The sequence below is a fragment of the Massilia sp. CMS3.1 genome (assembly GCF_051262535.1).
Taxonomy (GTDB): domain Bacteria; phylum Pseudomonadota; class Gammaproteobacteria; order Burkholderiales; family Burkholderiaceae_D; genus Telluria.
The window spans coordinates 458,965-480,586 of the sequence record NZ_JBIMES010000001.1 but is presented as its reverse complement, the minus strand read 5'-3'; the positions used below and the strand labels follow the sequence as shown (position 1 = coordinate 480,586).

22 protein-coding genes are annotated in these 21,622 nt (G+C 63.3%); 13 read left to right on the top strand and 9 right to left on the bottom strand.

The window, feature by feature from the left end:
• Positions 1-79: 79 nt before the first annotated feature.
• From ACHAC9_RS02080 to hmgA, 4 genes are all read right to left on the bottom strand, one after another.
• The gene (locus ACHAC9_RS02080) at positions 80-1,441 is read right to left on the bottom strand and encodes a hemolysin family protein (protein WP_435756646.1); all 1,362 of its coding nucleotides are present in this window, start codon (positions 1,439-1,441) and stop codon (positions 80-82) included.
• 133 nt (positions 1,442-1,574) lie between these two features.
• Complete coding sequence (locus ACHAC9_RS02075) at positions 1,575-2,549, bottom strand: alpha/beta hydrolase (protein ID WP_435756644.1); 975 nt, start codon at positions 2,547-2,549, stop codon at positions 1,575-1,577.
• A gap of 275 nt (positions 2,550-2,824) precedes the next feature.
• Entirely contained in the window at positions 2,825-3,220 is a 396-nt protein-coding gene (locus ACHAC9_RS02070; RefSeq protein WP_435756642.1) for a secondary thiamine-phosphate synthase enzyme YjbQ, read from the bottom strand.
• Between the two features lie 24 nt (positions 3,221-3,244).
• Complete coding sequence (gene hmgA, locus ACHAC9_RS02065; RefSeq protein ID WP_435756640.1) at positions 3,245-4,555, bottom strand: homogentisate 1,2-dioxygenase; 1,311 nt, start codon at positions 4,553-4,555, stop codon at positions 3,245-3,247.
• 118 nt (positions 4,556-4,673) lie between these two features.
• On the opposite strand from hmgA, the gene ACHAC9_RS02060 reads away from it, so the two are divergent.
• The 4 genes from ACHAC9_RS02060 to hppD all read left to right on the top strand — a co-directional run bounded on the left by ACHAC9_RS02060 (position 4,674) and on the right by hppD (position 9,089).
• Positions 4,674-5,579 carry a LysR family transcriptional regulator gene (locus tag ACHAC9_RS02060; protein ID WP_435756638.1) on the top strand — a complete coding sequence of 302 codons (906 nt, stop codon included), beginning with the start codon at positions 4,674-4,676 and terminating at the stop codon, positions 5,577-5,579.
• Positions 5,580-5,697: 118 nt separating this feature from the next.
• On the top strand, positions 5,698-7,017 hold the full coding sequence (locus tag ACHAC9_RS02055) for a selenium-binding protein SBP56-related protein (RefSeq protein ID WP_435756636.1): 1,320 nt from the start codon (positions 5,698-5,700) through the stop codon (positions 7,015-7,017).
• A 134-nt stretch (positions 7,018-7,151) separates the two neighbouring features.
• On the top strand, positions 7,152-7,748 hold the full coding sequence (locus ACHAC9_RS02050; protein ID WP_435756634.1) for an SCO family protein: 597 nt from the start codon (positions 7,152-7,154) through the stop codon (positions 7,746-7,748).
• A gap of 252 nt (positions 7,749-8,000) precedes the next feature.
• A complete protein-coding gene (gene hppD / locus ACHAC9_RS02045; protein ID WP_435756632.1) occupies positions 8,001-9,089 on the top strand; it encodes a 4-hydroxyphenylpyruvate dioxygenase in 1,089 nt (362 codons plus the stop codon).
• 48 nt (positions 9,090-9,137) lie between these two features.
• Here hppD and ACHAC9_RS02040 read toward each other — a convergent pair whose 3' ends face one another.
• Entirely contained in the window at positions 9,138-9,773 is a 636-nt protein-coding gene (locus tag ACHAC9_RS02040) for a hemerythrin domain-containing protein (protein ID WP_435756630.1), read from the bottom strand.
• A 366-nt stretch (positions 9,774-10,139) separates the two neighbouring features.
• Between ACHAC9_RS02040 and ACHAC9_RS02035 the strand changes: the two genes are divergently transcribed.
• Entirely contained in the window at positions 10,140-10,322 is a 183-nt protein-coding gene (locus ACHAC9_RS02035) for a hypothetical protein (protein ID WP_435756628.1), read from the top strand.
• Between the two features lie 135 nt (positions 10,323-10,457).
• Positions 10,458-11,366: a ZIP family metal transporter gene (locus ACHAC9_RS02030; RefSeq protein ID WP_435756626.1), complete on the top strand. Its 909-nt coding sequence runs from the start codon at positions 10,458-10,460 to the stop codon at positions 11,364-11,366.
• On the opposite strand, the gene ACHAC9_RS02025 is transcribed toward ACHAC9_RS02030, so the two are convergent.
• Together ACHAC9_RS02025 and ACHAC9_RS02020 are read right to left on the bottom strand one after the other, a co-directional pair.
• Positions 11,335-12,024, bottom strand: a complete 690-nt coding sequence (locus ACHAC9_RS02025; RefSeq protein WP_435756624.1) for a dienelactone hydrolase family protein — start codon at positions 12,022-12,024, stop codon at positions 11,335-11,337. The two genes, ACHAC9_RS02030 and ACHAC9_RS02025, sit on opposite strands and share 32 nt — an antisense overlap.
• 118 nt (positions 12,025-12,142) lie before the next feature.
• On the bottom strand, positions 12,143-13,486 hold the full coding sequence (locus tag ACHAC9_RS02020) for an MFS transporter (protein ID WP_435756622.1): 1,344 nt from the start codon (positions 13,484-13,486) through the stop codon (positions 12,143-12,145).
• A gap of 144 nt (positions 13,487-13,630) precedes the next feature.
• Here ACHAC9_RS02020 and cyoA point away from each other — a divergent pair, with 144 nt between their 5' ends.
• Genes cyoA through ACHAC9_RS01985 form a run of 7 tightly spaced genes read left to right on the top strand, consistent with a single transcriptional unit; the run spans position 13,631 to position 20,368 of the window.
• Positions 13,631-14,647, top strand: coding sequence for a ubiquinol oxidase subunit II (gene cyoA, locus ACHAC9_RS02015; RefSeq protein WP_435756620.1), 1,017 nt, complete (start codon positions 13,631-13,633; stop codon positions 14,645-14,647).
• A 2-nt stretch (positions 14,648-14,649) separates the two neighbouring features.
• Entirely contained in the window at positions 14,650-16,653 is a 2,004-nt protein-coding gene (gene cyoB, locus ACHAC9_RS02010; protein WP_435756618.1) for a cytochrome o ubiquinol oxidase subunit I, read from the top strand.
• Complete coding sequence (gene cyoC / locus ACHAC9_RS02005) at positions 16,646-17,290, top strand: cytochrome o ubiquinol oxidase subunit III (protein ID WP_435756616.1); 645 nt, start codon at positions 16,646-16,648, stop codon at positions 17,288-17,290. Before cyoB ends, cyoC begins: the two co-directional genes overlap by 8 nt.
• Entirely contained in the window at positions 17,287-17,682 is a 396-nt protein-coding gene (gene cyoD, locus ACHAC9_RS02000; RefSeq protein ID WP_435756614.1) for a cytochrome o ubiquinol oxidase subunit IV, read from the top strand. The genes cyoC and cyoD overlap by 4 nt, the downstream gene beginning before the upstream one ends.
• Entirely contained in the window at positions 17,679-18,512 is an 834-nt protein-coding gene (locus ACHAC9_RS01995) for an SURF1 family protein (RefSeq protein WP_435756612.1), read from the top strand. Before cyoD ends, ACHAC9_RS01995 begins: the two co-directional genes overlap by 4 nt.
• Positions 18,496-19,839 carry an ATP-binding protein gene (locus ACHAC9_RS01990; protein WP_435756610.1) on the top strand — a complete coding sequence of 448 codons (1,344 nt, stop codon included), beginning with the start codon at positions 18,496-18,498 and terminating at the stop codon, positions 19,837-19,839. The genes ACHAC9_RS01995 and ACHAC9_RS01990 overlap by 17 nt, the downstream gene beginning before the upstream one ends.
• Positions 19,832-20,368, top strand: coding sequence for a response regulator transcription factor (locus tag ACHAC9_RS01985; RefSeq protein WP_435756608.1), 537 nt, complete (start codon positions 19,832-19,834; stop codon positions 20,366-20,368). Before ACHAC9_RS01990 ends, ACHAC9_RS01985 begins: the two co-directional genes overlap by 8 nt.
• Positions 20,369-20,455: 87 nt before the next feature.
• On the opposite strand, the gene ACHAC9_RS01980 is transcribed toward ACHAC9_RS01985, so the two are convergent.
• A complete protein-coding gene (locus tag ACHAC9_RS01980; RefSeq protein ID WP_435756606.1) occupies positions 20,456-20,848 on the bottom strand; it encodes a VOC family protein in 393 nt (130 codons plus the stop codon).
• A gap of 96 nt (positions 20,849-20,944) precedes the next feature.
• Positions 20,945-21,568, bottom strand: coding sequence for an exopolysaccharide biosynthesis protein (locus ACHAC9_RS01975; protein ID WP_435756604.1), 624 nt, complete (start codon positions 21,566-21,568; stop codon positions 20,945-20,947).
• Positions 21,569-21,622: the final 54 nt, after the last annotated feature.

Below are 21,622 nucleotides of genomic sequence, written 5' to 3'. Positions count from 1 at the left end.
GTTTCAGCGAACGCGACTATAAAGCCGCAAGATTAGCTCAGCAATATTAACGGAAAATGAAGACCGCCGGACATGCTCCTCAGGCGCCCCAGGCCGCGTCGCCGCGCACGCCATCGTCCTCGTCCACCGGCTCGGGCTCCGGCGGCACGTGGCTGACGAGCAGCTTGTCGATCCGGTTGCCATCCATGTCCATCACTTCGAAGCGGTATTCTCCCCACCGCGTGGTTTCGGAAACCTTCGGAATGTAGCCGAACTGGTAGAGCATGAAGCCGGCCAGCGTGTGGTAGGTGCCGGCCTCTTCGTTCGGGAAGCGCAGGCTCGCTGCAAACACATCGCGGAAACGCTCGAGCGCGACGCCGCCGTCGAGCAGCCAGGTGCCGTCCTCGCGCTGCACCGCATCGTCCTCGCCTTCCTCGCCGATCACCGAGACGTCGCCCACCAGTGCGCTCATCACGTCGGTGAGCGTGACCATGCCCTGGATGTCGCCGTATTCGTCGACGATCAGCGCAATCTCCGCCTTGTTTTTCTTGAACAGTTCGAGCAGGGCCATCGCGCTCACCGTATCGGGCACGTACAGGATCTCCTGCACCGCCGCTTCGATGTCGATGGCGTCGATCGACCGTGCGCGCACCGCCTGGGCCAGCAGGTCGCGGCAGTGCACGAAGCCGATGATGCGCGAGCGGTCGCCGCGGCAGACCGGCATGCGGCTGTAGCGGCTGCAGGCGATGCGCGCCAGGTTGTCGGCGCGCGGAATCTCCAGGTCGACCAGGGTCAGGTCGACGCGCGGCGTCATCAGGGCTTTCAGGTGCTTGTCGTCCAGGCGCAGCGCGCGCGAGACGATGTCGAATTCGGTCTTCTCGAACACGCCGGCCGCGGTGCTTTCCTTGAACATGCCGGTGATGTCTTCCTCGGTCGGCGCTTCTTCCTTGTGGCGGCCGATGCCGATCAGGCGCGCGATCGCCTCCGTCGCCAGCGCCAGGATCTTCACGAACGGCAACATGACGGTCGACAGCACCCGCAGCGGCGGCGCGATCAGGGTGGCCACTGCTTCCGGATACGCCATCGCGATGCGCTTGGGGACCAGTTCGCCGAGGATGATCGAGGCGAAGGTGATGCACACGACCACCAGGCCGAGCGCAACCTGGTAGGCATACGGTGCGATGACCGGAATTTCCTTGAAACGTGGCGTCAGTTCGGCGACCAGCGAAGCTTCACCGAAGGCACCGTTGAAGATGCTGATCAGCGTAATGCCCACTTGTACCGTGGAGAGGAAGTGACTCGGTTCGTCGGCCAGGTCGAGCGCGGCGCGGGCGCCGCGGCTGCCTTCGCTCGCGGATTTTTCGAGCCGCATGCGCTTGGCCGAGACCAGCGCCAGTTCCGACATCGCAAATACGCCATTCAGGAGAATCAGGAAGAGGATAATCAGTGTGCTGGTCAACATGGGGGATGCAATGGGTTCCGAGCGGCTTGCCGGGCCGGTGCCGGGGCGCCTGGGGCGCCATGATTGATGATGAAATACCATGATCGCATGATCGATCGCTGGTGGCCCGCACCGCAGGACCCGCTGCACCGCTTCAAGCCGCGACTCCCTGCAGCTGCGCAATGCGTTCGCGTATCCACGCATGCGTGCGTGCCAGCGTGACGGTCGCCAGCGGCGTCGGGAACCGGATGAAGCCATGCGGCGCCTCGGGCAGCACGTGCAGTTCGACCTCGGCCACTTCCAGCCAGCGCGCGGCCATCCGCGTCGTGTCGTCGCACAGCGGATCGCGCTGCGCGCCGAACATCAGCGCCGGCGGCAGGCCGCCGAGATCTCCGTACAAGGGCGAGCGCGGCGGCGCACGCCGTTCGATGTCGCTGCAGTGCGGCGTGAGCATGCGCAGCGCATCGACCATGCCGGGGCCGTCGAGCACCAGGGTCTCGGGACCGGCCCGGTGCACGCGCGCCGTGCCGCCGAGGTCATAGACGCCGTAGTAGAGCACCGCGCCATCGAAGCATGGCTGCGGGCCCGGCTTGTCCTTGATGCGCAGCAGCACGGTTGCGGCAAGGTGCGCGCCGGCCGACTCGCCCAGGATGAACATCGGCAGGCCGTCGAAGTCGGGGATGCCCCCGGCCAGCAGCCAGCGCGCTGCGGCCAGGCAGTCGTCCATCGCCGCTTGCAGCGGCGCGCGCGGCACCAGGCGGTAGTCGACCGACACGACGGCGACGGCGCAGGCAGTCACCAGTGCCGCGTTGAGCGCGTCGTCCAGGCGCGGGTTGCCGATCACCCAGCCGCCGCCGTGAATGTCGAGCACGACCCCGCGTATCGGGCCGGCAGGGCGCAGCACCCGCACAGGAACGCGCAAGCCGTCCGCTTCGGCAACGCGCTGTTCGACGCGGATGCCGCGCCGCTTCAACCTGCCGTCGGCGCCGATTTGCGACACGCGCAGCAGCGCCTGGATCAGCAAGGGTGCGATGCGGTTCGCGACCCTGAAACGCGGCAGGTGCGCGAGCATCCGGTTGAAGCGCCGCACCTGGTGCAGCGCCAGGTCGTCGAGAAAAATTTTTGTCATGCGGGGCAGGGCGGGCGTCTTTACGGCCCGGCATCTCGATATGGTGGGTGACATTTTAATCAGGGCGGCGCAAACGCGCCCCTTCCCCCTCCATCATGCCATCTGGATAGTGCCGCCGCGCTGTCCACATCTCAATCCTGGTGAGCCGGTTTCGCCTGCCAATGATCCGTTCGATACGTGCGCTGGAAACTGTCGCTACAAACCCGGGTCAGCAATTGCAGGCGCCTGCACCTATGGTATTGGGAAATTGCGTGGTGAGAAGGCGCGCAGGGATCTCAGCCGATCACGGTGACGACGACCGTGCGCCGATGTGGTGCGCTGCGGTGCTCCCACAGGAAGATGCCTTGCCAGGTGCCGAGCAGCAGCCGGCCGGCACCGACCGGTACCGTGATTCCGGTGTCAGTCAGGACATTGCGTACATGCGCGGCCATGTCGTCCGGCCCCTCGTCCTTGTGGCGGTAGGCCGGGTCGCCGTCCGGCGCCAGGCGGTCGAGCACTGTGTCGAGGTCGCGCCGCACGTCGGGGTCGGCGTTCTCGGTGATCGTCAGCGAGCAGCTGGTGTGCTGCACGAACACCTGCACCAGGCCGCAGGCGATGCCCGAGCAGGCGACCACCTCGGCCACCTCGCGCGTGATGGCCTGCGTGCCGCGCCCGCGGGTCTGGAACGTCAATGTCGCCTGGTGCGCCATGGCGCGTTACGGCGTCGGCCGGAAGTTCTTGCCGATCCCGGCCCAGCAATCCTGGTAGCCACCCTGCAGTTGCGGAGACGCCAGCGCATGCACGGTCGGGCACAGGACCTGTTTTGTCTCGAACATGAAGGCCATCGTGTCGGCGACCTTGACCGGCTTGCCGGTGTCGGCCTTGCTGGCCTTGTCGAAGGTCGCCGCATCCGGCCCGTGTCCGCTCATGCAATTGTGCAGGCTGGCGCCGCCGGGCACGAATCCCTCGGCCTTGGCGTCGTAGGCGCCATGCACCAGGCCCATGAATTCACTGGCGACATTCCGGTGGAACCAGGGTGGACGGAATGTGTCTTCGCCCACCAGCCAGCGTGGCGGGAAGATCACGAAGTCGAGCGTGTCGACGCCCGGCGTGTCCGAGGGCGATTGCAGCACCAGGAAGATCGACGGGTCCGGATGGTCGAAACTGATCGAGCCGATGGTGTTGAAATGGCGCAGGTCGTATTTGTAGGGCGCATAGTTGCCGTGCCAGGCGACGACGTCGAGCGGCGAGTGACCGATCTTCGCGGCCCACAGGTTGCCGCAGAATTTCGCCACCAGCGTGAAGTCGCCCTCGCGTTCCTCGAAGCGCGCTGTTGGCGTGAGGAAGTCGCGCGGGTTGGCCAGGCCGTTCGAGCCGATCGGGCCCAGGTCCGGCAGGCGCAGCAGCGCGCCGAAGTTTTCGCAGATATAGCCGCGTGCTTCGCCGTCGGGCAGGCGTACCTGGAAGCGGATGCCGCGCGGGATCACGGCAATTTCTTGCGGCGCGAGGTCGATGCTGCCGAGCTCGGTGGCAATTTCCAGGCGGCCCTGCTGGGGCACGACCAGCAGTTCGCCGTCGGCCGAATAAAAGAAGCGGTCCGTCATCGACTGGTTCGCCGCATACAGGTGGATTGCGCAGCCGCTCATGGCTTCGCTGGAACCGTTGCCGGCCATCGTGACCCAGCCGGCAATAAAATCGGTCGGGGTGTCGGGCATCGGCAGCGGGCTCCAGCGCATCTGGTTCGGCGGCGGCGCGACATCGTTGAAATTTCCGACGATCCGGCCCTTGTCGATCTGCTCGAAGGCGCCGTGCATGGCGGCCGGGCGGATGCGGTACAGCCAGGAGCGCCGGTTGTGGCCGCGTGGAGCGGTGAAGGCGGTGCCGGAAATCTGCTCGGCATACAGGCCGTAGGCCACGCGCTGCGGCGAATTGCGGTGCTGCGGCAGGGCGCCGGGCAGGGCTTCGGTGGCGAATTCGTTGCCGAAGCCGGACTGGTAGCCGAGCTCGGTACCGATGTGCTGAATCATGCGGGTCTCCTCGCGGATGCGCGATTGTTATCTATCGAGCACTGTAAGTCAGGCCTCGATGTTTTACGACGTGAATAGATGAATGTAGACTATTCATCATATAAATAATGGAGGGCGCATGCTCCAACCCCACGAGATCGACCTGAACCTGCTGGCCGTGTTCCAGGAGGTCTACCGCGAGCGCCAGATCTCGAACGCGGCGCGCCGGCTTGGCCTGTCGCAGTCGGCCGTCAGCAATGCGCTGGCGCGCCTGCGCCGCCTGTTCGGCGACGAGCTGTTCGTGCGCACGGGGCAGGGCATGCAGCCTACGCCCTTCGCCGAGGGCTTGGCCGAGCCGGTCGGCGCCGCCCTGGCACAGGTTGCGCTGGCCTTGAATACGCGCGGCGGCTTCGATCCCGCCACCAGCACGCGCCGCTTCACGATCGCGATGACGGACGTGGGCGAAGTGCATTTCATGCCGGCGCTGATCGAGCGCTGCCGGGTGGCGGCGCCGTTCCTGCAGATCAGTTCGCGCCGCGCGGGCGGCATCGCCTTGAAGGACGACATGGAAAGCGGGCGTGTCGACCTGGCGATCGGCCCCTTCGAAGACATTTCCGAAGCCTTGTACCAGCGCCTGCTGTTTCGCCAGCCCTATGTCAGCATGCTGCGCCGCGGCCATCCTTTAACTGTGGGCACGGTCGACCTGGCGCGCTTCGCGGCGGCCGAGCACCTGTTCGTCGACTCCCTCGAGTCTCCCTACGACCGCATCAACGACCTGCTGGAAAAGGCGGGCGTCGGCGCCTCGACCCGCTTCCGGGTGCCGCATTTTACGGCGGTTCCCTACATCATTGGCGCCAGCGATTTGGTGGTGACGGTGCCGCAAAAGCTGGCGGAACGGGCCGGCCCGCCGTTCGGCCTGGCCTGGATCACGCCGCCCTTGAATCTGCCGACCCTGCAGACCAACATGTTCTGGCACCGGCGCTACCACCAGGACCCGGGGAACGGGTGGCTGCGCGCACTGGTCGCGGAAACCTTCGCCGATTAGCCGGTCGTCCGGCTTTCGCGTCTACGCTCGAGTTCGTTTTTTCCGTTCGCCTTGATCTGGCACAAACCGGATAGCTACAAGCCGGTGATCCTGATGAATTCTTTGACAGGAGTTCAAGATGCGACAACATCGATTCACCCGCACGGGGGCGCTTGCCGCCGTCATGCTCGGCTTGCATGTCGTGCCAGCCATTGCGGACGAAACCTGCAACTCCCCCTACATGTCGAACCTGATCAAGGGGCAGGAAGATTACGTCTACGTATGGACGCTGGGCGTGCAGGGCATGGGCGACGGCTCCGACAAGCTCGTCACCCTCGACGCCAATCCCCGCTCGCCACAATACGGCCAGGTGGTGACGCAGGTGTCGGTGGGCGGGCGCGGCGAGGCCCACCACGCCGGTTTTACCGACGACCGGCGCTTCCTGTGGGCCGGGGGGCTGGACGACAGCAAGATCTACGTGTTCGACGTTCACACCGAGCCAGGCAGGCCGCGGCTTGTCAATACCATCGGCGATTTCGCGAAACGCTCGGGGCTGGTCGGCCCCCACACCTTCTACGCGATGCCGGGCCGGATGCTGATCGGGGCACTATCGAACGCCAAGGATGGCGGCGGCAAGACCGGCATGGCCTTGTACAACAACAAGGGCGACTTCATCAGGACATACGACATGCCCGCCACGAAAGGCGGCGATGGCTACGGCTACGACCTGGCGATCAATCCAGGCAGGAACGCAATGCTCAGCTCCAGTTTCACCGGCAAGAAAAACTACATGACGCCGCTCGGCACCCTGATCAAGGACGAGGCCGCGATGAAGCAGTTCGGCAATACGATGGTGGTGTGGAACCTGAAGGCCATGCAGCCCGAGCGAGTTCTCAGCGTGCCGGGTGCGCCGCTGGAAATTCGCTGGTCGCTGAAAGAGGGCGACGACTGGGCGATCACCGCCACCGCGCTCACGTCGAAGCTGTGGCTGGTCAAAAAGGACGCCAACGGCCAATGGCAGGCCAGGGATGTCGGTCCGATCGGGGACCCGGCCAAGACGCCGCTGCCGGTCGACATCTCGATGCGGGCCGATGGCAAGGGATTATGGGTGAACACCTTCATGGATGGCACCACCCGCTACTTTGATATCAGCAACCCGGACGCCCCGCGCCAGACCTATGCCAAGAAGACGGGGTCCCAGGTCAACATGGTTTCGCAAAGCTGGGATGGCAAGCGTGTGTATGTGAGCTCGTCGCTGCTGGCCAACTGGGACAAGGCCGGTGTCGACAACGAGCAGTTCGTGAAACTGTTCGCATGGGACGGCAAGGCCTTGAGCGAACAATGGAAGGTGGATTTCTACAAGCTCAAGCTTGGGCGGCCGCACCACATGAAATTCGGCGCCAAAGCGGGGCAGCGGGTGGCCCATGCCGCGCAAGCAGGCCTGCAGGCAATCCGATGACGACTGGCAAGGCTGCGCTGCGCGCCGTTTCGATGGCGCTTGCCTTGTGCGCGGGCGCTGCAGCAACGGCACCGGCACCGGCACCGTCACCGTCACCGTCACCGTCACCGTCACCGTCACCGTACGCGCCTGCCGTGCCAAGGCTCGCCTTCGTGCCCCCGGCGCCTGGCAGTTACCGGCTCGAGCGGATCATGAAGGCGCCCGACGGCATCGTGCTCGAGAGCGACGGCAGCGTGCGGCGCCTGTCGGAATTCACGACGGGCAGAATCACGCTGTTCTCGTTTATCTACACCTATTGCACCGATGCCAAAGGATGCCCGCTGGCCTATGCCACCCTGCACAGCCTGAAGAGCACGATCGAGCGCACCCCGGCCATGCACGGCAAGGTGCGTTTCGTGAGCATGAGCTTCGATCCGGAATACGACACCCCGGTGGCGATGCGCAGCTATGGCGGACGCGAGGCCCGCGACCGGCGCGGCCTGGAATGGCATTTCCTCACCACGCGCAGCAGCAGGGAACTGGCGCCGATGCTCGATGGATTCGGCCAGGACGTATCGGTGGCAGCGCTGCAGCCCACGGGACAGCGCGCGCCGGTGCTGAGCCACATGCTCAAGGTGTACCTGCTCGATACCGGCGGCGAGGTTCGGGAGATCTATTCGACCTCCTACCTGCATCCGACCGTGCTGCTGGGCGATATCAAGACGCTGCTGCAGGAGCGTGCGCGTCGCTGACGCTGTCGTAAAGCCTTGCCATGCCATGCCAGGCCCGGGGCATGCCTGTTTAACAATCTTGCTGGAAGCGTGAACGCAACTGGCGTATCATCCCGTTCGTCGCGCAGCCGCGCCGGTCACGGGAAAGGGCTGGGCACATGTTCGGGCCTGGTACCGCACACGAGCTGCGTGCCGGCCGCACGGTTCCGCCTGGCGCCGCTCACGAGGCGCGCGCCGGCTGGAGGAGATCACTTGCATCAAAAGGAAAACAAGATGGCTGACCTGTTTGAGAATCCAATGGGCCTGATGGGCTTCGAGTTCGTCGAGTTCGCATCGCCAACGCCGGGCGTGCTCGAGCCGCTGTTCGAAAAGCTGGGCTTCACCAAGGTCGCGGTACACCGCTCGAAGGACGTGGTGCTGTACCGCCAGGGCGAGATCAATTTTATCGTCAACAACGAGCCGAAGAGCTACGCCGCCTACTTCGCCGCCGAGCACGGCCCGTCGGCTTGCGGCATGGCGTTCCGCGTCAAGGATTCGCACGCAGCCTACAAGCGCGCGCTCGAACTCGGCGCCCAGGCGGTCGAGATCCCGACCGGCCCGATGGAACTGCGCCTGCCGGCCATCAGGGGCATCGGCGGCGCGCCGCTGTACCTGATCGACCGTTTCGAGGACGGCAAGTCGATCTATGACATCGATTTCGAATTCCTGCCGCAGGTCGATCGGCGCCCGGCCGGCCATGGCTTGACAATCATCGACCACCTGACCCACAACGTCTACCGCGGCCGCATGTCGTTCTGGGCCGGCTTTTACGAGAAGCTTTTCAACTTCCGCGAAATCCGTTACTTCGACATCAAGGGCGAGTACACCGGCCTGACCTCGAAGGCGATGACCGCGCCCGATGGCATGATCCGGATTCCGCTGAACGAAGAGGGCAAGGCGGGCGGCGGCCAGATCGAGGAATTCCTGATGCAGTTCAACGGCGAAGGCATCCAGCACATCGCGCTCTTGACCGACGACCTGGTCACGACGGTCGATTCCCTGCGCGCCGCCGGCGTGCCTTTGATGAGCGCGCCGCCGGAGACGTACTACGAAATGCTGGACGGCCGCATCCCGGGCCACGGCGAGAACGCGCCCGAGCTGCGAGCGCGTGGTTTGCTGCTCGACGGTAATGTCGTCGACGGCAAGCCGCGTTTGCTGCTGCAAATTTTCTCGGAGACGCAATTGGGACCGGTATTCTTCGAGTTCATCCAGCGCAAGGGCGACGATGGTTTTGGCGAGGGGAATTTCAAGGCGCTGTTCGAGTCGATCGAGCGCGATCAGGTCAAGCGCGGCGCGATCGGGCAAGCGGCGGAAGTGGCGTAAAGTGCGAGACAGCCGCGGCGCCATGGAATCGGCGCCGCGGCACTGCTGTCAACTCCCGTGCGGCATCGAGTTGGCGCTGGTCCAGCTCTTGGTATTGGCCGATTCGCCACCCGGCTTCTTGACCAGGGTACGCAGCGCGAACAGGGCGCTGGCGACGCCGACCACTACCGCGGTCGTGCTGCCCGAGAAACCCACGGCATGGCTCTTGGCCAGCTTGCCGGCCTTTGGCGCGATCAGTTCCATGCGGCGCTTGGTCATCTGCGAACCCAGTTCCGCCAAACGTGCCTTGCTCATCAGGGTTTCCGCCTGCGGCAGCAAGGTCGTTTCCTCGTCCGCCACGTGGTGGATCACGTCGCGCATCAGTTCCAGCAGGACCTTGTCGTGGCGCGGGTCGGACGCGCTGATGCGGCGCAGCTCGGCGATCATGCGGCGCATGTCGTTGTGCTCAGGCTCGGCCTTGTGGACGAAGGGCTCGCCCTTGTCGAGCTCGCGCATCACCGGATAAAACACTTCCTCTTCCAGTGTCGCGTGGATCTCGAGCGCGGTGCAAATGGTATCGGCCAATGCTTTCTTGACGGTCGGCGACTTGTCCTTCGTATACTGGTGGAACGTCACCATCACGTGCGAATGATCGAAGCGGATCATGTCGGTGATGGTCGGGCTTAGTTGGTTTAATGAAAACATTTTGGTGACCCTCCGGATTGACGAATAATGGAGATGCTAGTTTCACCAGCCTGCGCACGGCGTAGGAGCGCAACGCAGAGCTCTGTCGGCAAACAGCGCGTCCTCGATGGATTCATCCGGTAATGATTTCGTAACCGAAAGTGTAATGTCCTGCCGGCGACAAAAACCGTCGGTTCTATCAGAATTGTTTAATAGTTTGTCACCTTTGTCCTACACCGACACGGCCAAGGTGCTGATTACCTGTCACCTAGGCTACTGCCAAGATGACTCATGTTCGACCCACGGTGTCAAGCCGTACAGCCTTTTTGAGATGGCACCGCATACTGTCGCGTGGACGCTTAGGTTTCATCTATCGGAAGAGTCGGAATGTTTGCAGTCGACGGCGGTTCCGGCGAAGCGCAAGTGAAGCTGCCCACCGACGACATCGACGTGCTCAAGCAGATGTTGGTGCGCACGCTGTCCGATCCGACCTCGGATCCAAAGACCGCGTCCGAGCTGGGTCTGGATCCATCGAGGCCGAAGGGCGCGTCGGCAGTCAGCAAGCCGTAAGCCAAGCGGTAATACACTGGCGAGCGCGCCAGGCATTGCCCCAATGCTTCTCGCGCGCGCCGTGGCCGCCAGTATGTTTGCTACCCTGCTTCGTATGCAGGGTAGGTCAGTGTTGGCGGACAGAAGGAATCGTGAATGAAATCGGAAACACAGAAATTACGCTGGACCGGCGCCATCATGCGCGTACTGACCGTGCGGCGCGTTATCGGCCTGCTGATCTTTTCGGCAGGCTGTCTGTTATTGTTGGGCAGCCTGGTCGAGCAGCTCCTCAATTCGAATCCAAAAATGCATGCCGCCTTGCTGGGCGGCGCGACCGCTGCCGCAGCCACCGCGCTGGGCACCTTGCCGGTCCTGTTTTCACAGAATTTTTCAAAGCGCACCTATGACGGCTTCCTTGGTTTCGGCGCCGGCGTGATGCTGGGCGCGACCGCGTTTTCGCTCGTCATCCCGGCCCTTGCCGCGGCGCGTTCGTCCGGCGCCGGTCCATGGGAAGCGAGCCTGCTGGCGGGCGCCGGCATCATGGCCGGGGCAGGTGCGATCCTCCTGATGAGCCGCGCCACGGCGCCGGCTCAGGTGCTGGTCGGCAACGTGCATGGCAACTCGCTGCGCCGCGCCTGGCTGTTCGTCACCGCCGTGGCCTTGCACAACCTGCCGGAAGGTATGGCGATCGGCGTCGCCTACGCCGGTATCGACATCGAAAAAGCCCATTCGCTCACGACCGGGATTTCGATCCAGGACGTGCCCGAGGGACTGGTGGTGGCGCTTGCCTTGCGCACGGTCGGCTACAGCCGGCTGACCTCGGTCGGCCTGGGCGTATTGTCGGGCGTGATCGAGCCGATTGCCGCCGCCTTTGGCGTGGCCCTGATCGGCATTTCCAGCGGCCTGCTGCCGTTCGCCCTGGCCGCCGCCGGCGGCGCGATGTTATTCGTGATCGTCAACGACGTGATTCCCGAGATGCGCGAGAACGGAAACGGCACCTCGGCGACGATTGCGCTGATATTCGGGTTCATTCTCATGACGGTGCTCGATACGGCCTTGGCGTAAACACGCCGGTTCGAAGGTGCATGGCAGTAAAGTGCCGCACGAACCAGTTCGAGGCCAGCGCGCCGACTTGCTCCAGCGCCCCGGGCTCCTCGAACAGATGCGTCGCTCCCGGCACGATCTCCAGCAGCTTGTCGCACGACAGCGCCGCAAAGGCAAGCCGGTTCAAGTCCAGCACGACCCCATCTTCCCCACCCACAATCAGCAGCGTCGGCGCACGTACTTGCTCCAGAGCAGCACCTGCCAGGTCGGGGCGTCCGCCGCGCGAGACGACGGCGGCAATGCCCTCGCCGCTGTCGGCCGCCAGGCGCAAGGCCGCCGCCGCGCCGGTGCTGGCGCCGAACAGGCCGAGGGGCAGGGGGGCAGTGGGCGCCTGGGTGCCGAGCCAGCTGCTTGCCGCATGCAGGCGCGAGGCCAGCACGTCGATCTCGAAGCGGTTACGGTAAAGCGCGTCTTCGTCAAGCGTAAGCAGGTCCAGCAGCAGGGTGCCGATCCCGGCGGCCTGCAATGCGGAAGCGACCTGGTTGTTGCGTGGGCTGAAGCGGCTGCTGCCGCTGCCGTGCGCGAACAACACCACGCCGATCGGTGAGGCCGGCAGCGCGAGCAGGCCCTCCAGGAGAACCGCGCCTGCCGGAATGCTGACCAGCATCTCGCGTGCCATGTTCGTCTCCGACAAAACTCCTTGGACCGCGCTTGACAAGAAAAAATCCGGACGGACACATGGTCCGCCCGGATTTCGGAGGTAAAGCTTGCCGCCCGGGGGAGGGCGGCGTACTTGTTTAGTCGCGAATCTCCAGCTTGCGGTTCAGGCTCAGCGCCGCCAGCGAGCCGACCGCGCCCGACAGCAGGTAGAGGCTGACATAGCCGAGGCCGAAGTTCGCCGACAAGCCCAGTGCGATCAGGGGCGCGAAGGCCGCGCCGACCAGCCAGGCCAGGTCCGAGGTCAAGGCCGCGCCGGTGTAGCGGAAGCGCGAGGCGAAGTTCGAGGTCACGGCGCCCGCTGCCTGGCCGTACGACAGGCCGAGCAAACCAAAACCGACCAGGATGAAGGTGTTCTGGCCGGCTTCGCCGCCTTCGAGGAGCATCGGCACGAAGGCCGAGAAGATCGCGATCAGGGCGGCGAAGATGCCGAGCGTGGTGCGGCGGCCAATCTTGTCGGCAATCAGGCCGGACAGCAGGATGCAGATGGCGGCAACGCCGGCGCCCCACATCTGGATATACAGGAAACCGCTGATCGGACGGGTGTCATACAACTGCATCCAGGACAAGGGGAACACGGTAACCAGATGGAACAGCGCGTAGCTGGCAAGGGCAGCGAGGGCGCCGATGACGATGTTGGCGCCTTGCGTGCGCACCAGTTCGCCGACCGGCGCAGGATCGAGTTCGTGCGAGTCGAGCAGGCGCGAGTATTCGGTGGTGGAAACCAGGCGCAGGCGTGCGAACAGGGCGACGACGTTGATCGCGAAGGCGACATAGAACGGATAGCGCCAGCCCCAGACCAGGAAGTCGTCGGTCTGCAGGTTGTCGAGCAGATAGGCGAACAGGCCGGCGGCGATCACGAAGCCCAGCGGGGCGCTCAGTTGACCGAGCATGGCGTACCAGCCACGCTTGTTTTCAGGCGCGTTCAGGGCCAGCAGCGACGGTAGGCCGTCCCACGAACCGCCTTGCGCCACGCCCTGCGCAATGCGCATCAGCGACAGCAGCACGATCGAGGTGGTGCCGATCTGGGCATACGTCGGCAGGAAGGAAATCACGACCGTCGCGGTGCCCATCAGGAACAGGGAAACCGTCAGCTTGACTTCACGGCTGAAGCGCTCCTGGATCTTCATGAACAGGATGGTGCCGATCGGGCGCGCGATAAAGGCAAATGCAAAAATCGTAAACGCGTAGAGGGTGCCTTCCAGCCGGTCGGCCCAGGGGAAAAATACCGCAGGAAACACGAGCACGGAGGCAATCGCGTAAACGAAGAAGTCGAAATATTCGGAGGCGCGGCCGATGACCACGCCGATCGCGATTTCGCTCGGGGAAATGTGGGAGTCCCGGGCGTTGATGTTGCGGGCCCCGCTATGCGGGGCGCTGATGGGAGCGGCGCCTTCGCCGCCGTAGCTGTTTGTGTTCTGCATATGCTCTTCTCTTTTCCAGGTAGGTCGGCGGCCTTCGTAGTCCCGCGGCCTGGACAAGGGTGGGACAAAACGTCCAATGTTCAATGAAGACCGATGCCAGTACAGTAGCATGTTCTTATTCCCATGTAACGTTAGATACCTAGCATGATTCCTAAAATTGTCCGTCCCGGACTGTCCTTACTCCTGCTTGCGGTGCTGTCCGGCTGCAACACGGTGGTAATGAACCCCGCCGGGGATATCGCCAAGCAGCAGGCCGACCTGATCACCATCTCGGTCCTGTTAATGTTAATCATCATCGTCCCGGTGATGCTCCTCACGGTCTTCTTCGCATGGAAGTACCGAAAGAGCGCCAATGAAAAATACGAACCGGACTGGGACCATTCGACCAAGCTCGAGCTGGTCATCTGGGGCGCGCCCCTGTTGATCATCATCGCGCTCGGCCTGATCACCTGGATCAGCACCCACAAGCTCGACCCCTACCGTCCGCTGGAACGCCTCGACGAGAACCGTCCGATCCCGGCCGGCACCAAGGTGCTCGAAGTGCAGGTCGTCTCGCTCGACTGGAAGTGGTTGTTCATCTACCCGGAGCAGGGCATCGCGACGGTCAATGAACTGGTGACGCCGATCGATACCCCGATCCGCTTCAAGCTGACCTCGTCGACGGTGATGAATGCGTTCTACATTCCGACCCTGGCCGGCATGATCTACACGATGCCGGCGATGGAGACGACCCTGAACGCGGTGCTGAACAAGACCGGCGAGTACAAGGGCATGTCCTCGAACTTCAGCGGCGACGGTTTCTCGCACATGAAGTTCGCCTACCGCGGCACCACCCAGGCCGATTTCGATACCTGGGTCGCCAAGGTCAAGGCCAGCGGCAACACGCTCGGCCGCGCCGATTACCTGGCACTCGAAAAGCCGTCGGAAAAAGAACCGGTCCGTCATTACGGCACGGTCCAGCCGGCGCTGTTCATGTCGATCCTGAACCGCTGTGTGGCCGAAGGTGCTGTCTGCATGAACCACCAGATGGCCCAGGATACGCAACGCGTGCGCAACGACATCGCCCTCAAGCAATTGCCGCAAGACGCCAAGCGTCAGGTAGCAAAAGCCGAGGCGACTGCCGAAGTGTGCGAAACCCCACCTAATTCTGTGAAGAAGTAACCATGCAAGACTCATTTGACTTGACGAAGCTAATCTTCGGACGGCTCAGCTGGGACGCGATTCCGTTCCATGAGCCGATCCTGCTCGCTACCTTCGCAGGCGTGATCGTCGGCGGCGCGGCCCTGGTGGCCCTGATCTCCTACTTCCGCCTGTGGGGCACCCTGTGGCGCGACTGGATCACCAGTATCGACCACAAGAAAATCGGCATCATGTACATGATCCTGGGCCTGGTCATGTTCCTGCGCGGCTTTGCCGACGCACTCATGATGCGCGCCCAGCAAGCCATGTCGTTCGGCGAGAATGCCGGCTTCCTGCCGCCGCACCACTACGACCAGGTCTTCACCGCCCACGGCGTGATCATGATCTTCTTCGTGGCGATGCCGTTCGTGACGGGCCTGATGAACTATGTCGTGCCGCTGCAAATCGGTGCGCGCGACGTCGCGTTCCCGTTCCTGAACAACTTCTCGTTCTGGATGACGACCATGGGTGCCGTGCTGGTCATGGCGTCGCTGTTCGTCGGTGAATTCGCGCGTACCGGCTGGCTGGCCTTCCCACCGCTGTCGGGCATCCTGGCAAGTCCGGGTGTCGGCGTCGACTATTACATATGGTCATTACAGATCGCGGGTGTCGGCACCTTGCTCTCGGGTGTCAACCTGATCGTCACCATCATCAAGATGCGTGCCCCGGGCATGGACCTGATGAAGATGCCTGTCTTCACCTGGACTTCGCTCTGCACCAACATCCTGATCGTGATGTCGTTCCCGATCCTGACCGCCACCCTGGCAATGCTGGGCATGGACCGCCTGTTCGACACCAACTTCTTCACGAACGACAAGGGCGGCAACGCCATGCTGTACGTGAACCTGATCTGGATCTGGGGCCACCCCGAGGTCTACATCCTGATCCTGCCGGCCTTCGGTATCTTCTCTGAAGTCGTGTCGACCTTCTCGAGCAAACGCCTGTTCGGCTACACCTCGATGGTGTACGCCACCGTCGTGATCATGATCCTGTCCTACCTGGTCTGGCTGCACCACTTCTTCACCATGGGTTCGGGTGCGAGCGTCAACTCGTTCTTCGGTATCACGACGATGATCATCTCGATCCCGACCGGCGCGAAGATCTTCAACTGGCTGTTCACGATGTACAAAGGCCGTATCCGTTTCGAGCTGCCGATGATGTGGACCGTGTCGTTCATGCTGACCTTCACCATCGGCGGCATGACCGGTGTGATGCTGGCCATTCCTGCGGCCGACTTTGTGCTGCACAACTCGCTGTTCCTGACCTCGCACTTCCACAACGTCATCATTGGCGGCGTGCTGTTCGGCCTGTTCGCCGGCTTTAACTACTGGTTCCCGAAGATGTTCGGCTTCAGGCTGAACCGTTTCTGGGGTGTGGTCTCTTTCTGGCTGTGGTCGATCGGTTTCTGGGTTGCCTTCCTGCCGGGCTACATCCTGGGCTTCATGGGCGTCACCCGTCGTTCGAGCCACTTCGAAGATCCTGAGCTGCAGTCGCTGTTCATCATCTCGTTCATCGGCACCCTGATGATCGCCGGTGGTATCGGCGCGCTCCTGATGCAGATCTTCGTCTCCTGGCGCGACCGCAAGAAGCTGGTCGACAACACCGGCGACCCATGGGATGGCCGTACGCTGGAATGGACGACCTCGTCGCCACCGCCGGACTACAACTTCGCCTTCACGCCGGTGGTGTACGACAACGACACCTTCGCCGACATGAAGAAGAACAAGTGGTCGCGTCCATTGAAGGACTACGTTGCGATCCACATGCCGAGGAACACCTGGGCTGGTTTCGTGATCTCGGCGATCTCGATGGTGGTGGGTTTTGCGATCATCTGGCACATGTGGCTGCTGACCGGCCTCGCGTTCTTTGCCGTGATGGTGGCAATCATTGTCCACACGTTCAACTACAAGCGTGACTATTACATCTCCGCGGAAGAAGTCACCCGCACCGAGAATGCACGCACTAAATTGCTGGAAGCCCATGTCTGACATTAACGCAACCCTGAGCGCCAATCCGGGCGCCCCCGGCGCCGACGCCGGCTCGCGCTACCACGTGCGCGAACATCATCCAGAACACGGCACCATGCTCGGTTTCTGGATCTACCTGATGAGCGACTGCCTCATCTTCGCCAGCCTGTTCGCGACCTATGCCGTACTGGGCCGCAACTACGCCGGCGGTCCGTCGGGCGCCGAATTGTTCGACCTGAAGCTCGTCGCCATCAACACGGCCTTCCTGCTGGTGTCGTCGATCACCTTCGGCTTCGCGATGATCTCGGCGCAGGCGAAAAACCTGGGCCGCGCGCAGCTCTGGCTGGGCATCACCGGTGTCCTCGGCGCCTGCTTCCTGGCGCTGGAAATCTACGAGTTCTACCACCTGATCCATCAGGGCGCTGGCCCGTCGCGCAGCGCCTTCCTGACGGCGTTCTTCTCGCTGGTCGGCACCCACGGCCTGCACGTGCTGTTCGGTATCGTCTGGCTCGTGACATTGATGTTCCAGCTGGCGAAACACGGCCTGTCGGTCGAGAACCTGCGCCGCATGGCTTGCCTGTCGATGTTCTGGCACTTCCTGGACGTGGTCTGGGTCTTCGTCTTCACCTTTGTTTACCTGATGGGAGTGCTGCCATGAGCGATCATCACAACCACGGCCATCACGGCCATGAAGAACACGTCGTGCATTACAGCGTGAAGGATTACACGATCGGCTTCTTGCTGGCCGTGGTCCTGACGGTGATCCCGTTCTGGCTGGTCATGGGCAATATCCTCGATCCATCGATGACGCGTTTCGTGATCATGGGCTTTGCGGCGGTGCAGGTGGTCGTGCACATGATTTACTTCCTGCACATGAACTCGAAGTCCGAGGGCGGCTGGAACATGATGGCGCTGATCCTGACCATCGTCCTGCTGGGAATTATCCTGGCCGGTTCGGTCTGGGTCATGTACCACATGAATGCCAACATGATGCCCGGCATGGGTGACGCAGCCGGGATGACCGGCCACGGCGCGCACGACATGCCATGATGGACCGGCACGGTCCGGAGCACGTCGACGGCCCCAGGGCGGCGCGGCCACGCAGTGTGGTGCGCATCCTCCTGGCGATCGTCGGGTTGCTCCTGATCGTGCTGTTCGCAGGACTGGGAACCTGGCAGGTGCAACGCCTGCAATGGAAACTGGCCCTGATCGAACGTATCGAATCGCGCGTCGGCGCAAACCCGGTCGCGCCGCCATCGGCGGCGCACTGGTCCTCTGTTTCAAAAGAATCCCACGAATACCGGCACGTACGCCTCGCCGGACACTTCCTCTACGACTACTCGACGCCGGTGCAAGCCGTATCGAACCTGGGCGCCGGCTTCTGGCTGGTCACGCCCCTATGCACGACTGACGGCACCATCGTCCTGGTCAACCGCGGCTTCATTCCTGCGGCCGACAACAGGGCGGGCCGCTATCCCGCGCGCCGCGCGGACGGCAAGCCTTGCGCCGCAGTCGCCGCGACACCCCATTCGTTCACCGGCCTGCTGCGCATCGCCGAACCGGGCGGCGGCTTCCTGCGCGAAAACGATCCGGTGAATAACCGCTGGTTCTCGCGCGACGTTGCCGGCATCGCCAGCGCGCGCGGTTTGAACAAAGTCGCACCGTACTTCGTCGACGCCGCCCGGGGGCAAGATCCCGCCGGCGCGCCGGAAAAGCCGGTCGGCGGCCTGACGGTCATTTCCTTTCAAAACAATCACCTCGTGTATGCGATCACTTGGTATGCTCTGGCTTTGATGGTTGCTGCGGCGTGGTGGTTTGTTGCACGCTCGGGCAACGATAAGGAAAACCGCAAGGCAAGGAACGATGGCAGTAAAGCTTGATCTACTAACTAGAATCACCCCTCAGAAGGCCTCGGCTCTCGAGGCGAGCGTCGAATACGCAGCCGGCCACAAGAACATGCTGCAGCTCATCGAGCTGCGCTGGATCGCCGTCTTCGGCCAGGTCACGACGATTGCCGCCGCCATCCTGGTCTTCGACGTCAACCTGCCGCTGGTGCACATGCTGCAGGTGCTGGCCTGCCTGATCGCCTTCAATATCGCCAGTCACCTGCGCTGGCACGAACGCCGCCCGGTCGCCAACAGCGAGCTGTTCATGGCACTGCTGGTGGACGTGGCGACGCTCACCGTCCAGCTCTATCTCTCGGGCGGCACGAACAATCCCTTCGCCTTCCTTTACCTGTTGCAGATCATCATTTCGGCCGTGCTGCTCGCGCCCTGGTCGACCTGGACTATTGTCGTTGTGACCCTCCTTTGCCTGGCCATGCTGGCCGTCTTCGCCCAGCCGCTCGCGTTGCCCTTCGATCACGCGCGCGGCGTCGCCAGCCTGTACGTGCAGGGCATGCTCCTGTGCTTTGCGATCAACGCGGCGCTGCTCGTGATTTTCATTTCGCGCATCAGCGGCACCCTGCGCGGCAAGGCGGCGCAGTTGGCGGACCTGCGCCAGCGCGCCGCCGAGGAAGACCATATCGTGCGCATGGGCCTGCTCGCCTCGGGCGCGGCCCACGAGCTGGGCACGCCCCTGGCCACCTTGTCGGTGATTTTGGGCGACTGGAAGCGGATGCCGGAGTTTCGCGAAAATCCCGACCTGATCGAGGAAATCGGCGAAATGCAGACCCAGCTTCAGCGCTGCAAGTCGATCGTCAGCGGCATTCTTCTGTCCGCCGGCAGCGCGCGCGGCGAGTCGGCCGTGAGGACGACGATCCACACTTTCCTCGACGGGCTCGCCGAGGAATGGGAAGACAGCCGCAAGGTAGGCCGTTTCGAGTACGAAAACCGGATTTTCGAGGACATCCCGGTCGCGTTCGACTCGGCCTTGAAGCAGACCATCGACAACCTGCTCGACAATGCGCTGGAAAGCTCGCCCGACTGGGTCCGGCTCGAAGCAAGCGTCGAGGACGGGACCCTGGTTCTGGCGGTCACCGACCGCGGTCCCGGCTTCGCGCCGGCCATGCTGGCCCAGTTCGGCAAACCGTATCAGTCGACCAAGAGCCGGCCCGGCGCCGGTGTCGGCCTGTTCCTCGTCGTGAACGTGGCGCGCACGCTCGGCGGCGGGGTCAATGCGCGCAACCGCGAGGAGGGTGGGGCACTGGTGACGCTCACCATTCCGATCGCGTCGATCGCATTGAGGGGGGAGGGCGAGCATGCCTGAGACTCCCTGCCTGCTCATCGTCGAGGACGACGAAGCGTTTGCGCGTACCCTCGGGCGCTCGTTCGAGCGGCGCGGCTACCGCGTGCTGCACGCGTCAGGCTACGAGGAAGCGGCCGAGGTACTCAAGGAAAACGATCCCGGCTATGCCGTGGTCGACTTGAAACTGAAGGGCAATTCTTCTGGCCTGAATTGCGTGCAACTGCTGCACGCGCATGACCCGGAGATGCTGATCGTGGTGCTGACCGGTTTTGCCAGCATCGGCACGGCGGTCGAAGCGATCAAGCTCGGCGCCTGCCAGTACTTGGCGAAACCCTCGAACACGGACGACATCGAAGCGGCCTTCGGCCACGTCGCGGGCAGCGCCGACGTCGAGGTGACGAACCGCTCGACGTCCATCAAGACGCTCGAGTGGGAGCACATCCATGCGGTGCTGGCCGAAACCGATTTCAATATTTCGGAGGCGGCCCGGCGGCTGGGAATGCACCGCCGGACGCTGGCGAGGAAGCTCGAGAAGCAGCGGGTGAAATAGACAATGAAGTAGCTGCGGCAAGCGGCCTTGCACGATGAACGCGAAGCGGCGGCCGGGCGCGTTCGACGCCCCGCGCCGCCTGCAAGATTACTTCGGCCGGTACAGCGCGCAGAGTTTATGCCCGTCGGGATCGCGCACATAGGCCAGGTGCAGCGCGCCCATGCTGCCTTCGCGCAGGCCGGGCGGGTCTTCGACCGAGGTGCCGCCATGGGCGACCGCGGTATCGTGAAACTGCTTTACCTGTTCCGGCGAGTTGCACTTGAAGCCGATGGTGGCGCCGTTGGCGCAAGTGGACGCTTCGCCGTCGATCGGCTCGGTAACGCCGAAGCTGTTGCCTTCGTGCCGGTAGAACAGGCGGGTATGGCCGGTGGCCGACGTGTTGCGAAACGGCTCGCCCACGCCCAGCGTTCCCAGCACAGCGTCGTAGAAGGCTTTCGAGCGTTCGATATCGTTCGAACCGATCATCACATGACTGAACATTGTTGTCTCTCCTCGTTGTAAGTCTGTTGGCGAAAATGCACTGCCAGTATAGTCGAGAAGTTGCCAGAGACAAACCGGGGCCGACTGGCCCCGCGTTCAGGCGGTCAAGCGCTGGAACACTTCACGCGCCGCCAAGCCGCCGCCGCCGATCAAGAGGGCGAAATAGACGATGGTGGCCACATTGCTGATGTGGCCGAGCAGCACGCACACGCCGTCGCGCTGGAGCAGGCCGATGGCGAAGAACAGCAGCGCCACGGCGGGGAAGGTATTGCTGAACGGGATCAAACCAAAGGGCATCATCAGGAGGACCGCGCCCAGGATCAGTGATGCGTTATTCAGGTGGGTGGCGGCGCCGTCGGCCACCAGCCAGCTGATACGGTCGGGGCGGCTCACGCGTTCGATCTTTTGCAGCCATGGCAGGGCTTTGCGCAGCAAGGGGCGCAGCTTCTTGGTCGCAATGACGCGGTGTTCGATTTTTGCCGGAATCCACAGGTCGCGCTGGAACAGCCGCGACAGGCCAATGAGCAGGATGGCGCCGCCGAACACGGTGGAGACGCCAGGGATCGACACGGGAATCAGGAACACCAGGGTGAGCAGGGCGGTCAGGATCAGCAGGCCGTCGTCGCCGACGCGGTGGACCAGTTCGGAGAGCGTGATGCCGGTGCGCGGCAGGGAGCGGACCAGGGAACGGAGCCGCTGGGAAATTGGTTCACTGTGCATCGTATTTTTCTTGGGTAATTGTCGGGGTAGGTGCGTGCGGGCTATTGCACCGGG

Coding starts and splice junctions, on each gene's coding strand:
- ACHAC9_RS02055 (WP_435756636.1), top strand. CDS start 5,698: ATGCGACAACATCGATTCACCCGCACGGGGGCGCTTGCCGCCGTCATG.
- ACHAC9_RS02060 (WP_435756638.1), top strand. CDS start 4,674: ATGCTCCAACCCCACGAGATCGACCTGAACCTGCTGGCCGTGTTCCAG.
- ACHAC9_RS01980 (WP_435756606.1), bottom strand. CDS start 20,848: ATGTTCAGTCATGTGATGATCGGTTCGAACGATATCGAACGCTCGAAA.
- ACHAC9_RS01995 (WP_435756612.1), top strand. CDS start 17,679: ATGATGGACCGGCACGGTCCGGAGCACGTCGACGGCCCCAGGGCGGCG.
- cyoB (WP_435756618.1), top strand. CDS start 14,650: ATGCAAGACTCATTTGACTTGACGAAGCTAATCTTCGGACGGCTCAGC.
- ACHAC9_RS02040 (WP_435756630.1), bottom strand. CDS start 9,773: ATGTTTTCATTAAACCAACTAAGCCCGACCATCACCGACATGATCCGC.
- hppD (WP_435756632.1), top strand. CDS start 8,001: ATGGCTGACCTGTTTGAGAATCCAATGGGCCTGATGGGCTTCGAGTTC.
- ACHAC9_RS01985 (WP_435756608.1), top strand. CDS start 19,832: ATGCCTGAGACTCCCTGCCTGCTCATCGTCGAGGACGACGAAGCGTTT.
- hmgA (WP_435756640.1), bottom strand. CDS start 4,555: ATGATTCAGCACATCGGTACCGAGCTCGGCTACCAGTCCGGCTTCGGC.
- ACHAC9_RS01990 (WP_435756610.1), top strand. CDS start 18,496: ATGGCAGTAAAGCTTGATCTACTAACTAGAATCACCCCTCAGAAGGCC.
- cyoD (WP_435756614.1), top strand. CDS start 17,287: ATGAGCGATCATCACAACCACGGCCATCACGGCCATGAAGAACACGTC.
- ACHAC9_RS02080 (WP_435756646.1), bottom strand. CDS start 1,441: ATGTTGACCAGCACACTGATTATCCTCTTCCTGATTCTCCTGAATGGC.
- ACHAC9_RS02075 (WP_435756644.1), bottom strand. CDS start 2,549: ATGACAAAAATTTTTCTCGACGACCTGGCGCTGCACCAGGTGCGGCGC.
- ACHAC9_RS02030 (WP_435756626.1), top strand. CDS start 10,458: ATGAAATCGGAAACACAGAAATTACGCTGGACCGGCGCCATCATGCGC.
- cyoA (WP_435756620.1), top strand. CDS start 13,631: ATGATTCCTAAAATTGTCCGTCCCGGACTGTCCTTACTCCTGCTTGCG.
- ACHAC9_RS02035 (WP_435756628.1), top strand. CDS start 10,140: ATGTTTGCAGTCGACGGCGGTTCCGGCGAAGCGCAAGTGAAGCTGCCC.
- ACHAC9_RS02025 (WP_435756624.1), bottom strand. CDS start 12,024: ATGGCACGCGAGATGCTGGTCAGCATTCCGGCAGGCGCGGTTCTCCTG.
- ACHAC9_RS01975 (WP_435756604.1), bottom strand. CDS start 21,568: ATGCACAGTGAACCAATTTCCCAGCGGCTCCGTTCCCTGGTCCGCTCC.
- ACHAC9_RS02020 (WP_435756622.1), bottom strand. CDS start 13,486: ATGCAGAACACAAACAGCTACGGCGGCGAAGGCGCCGCTCCCATCAGC.
- cyoC (WP_435756616.1), top strand. CDS start 16,646: ATGTCTGACATTAACGCAACCCTGAGCGCCAATCCGGGCGCCCCCGGC.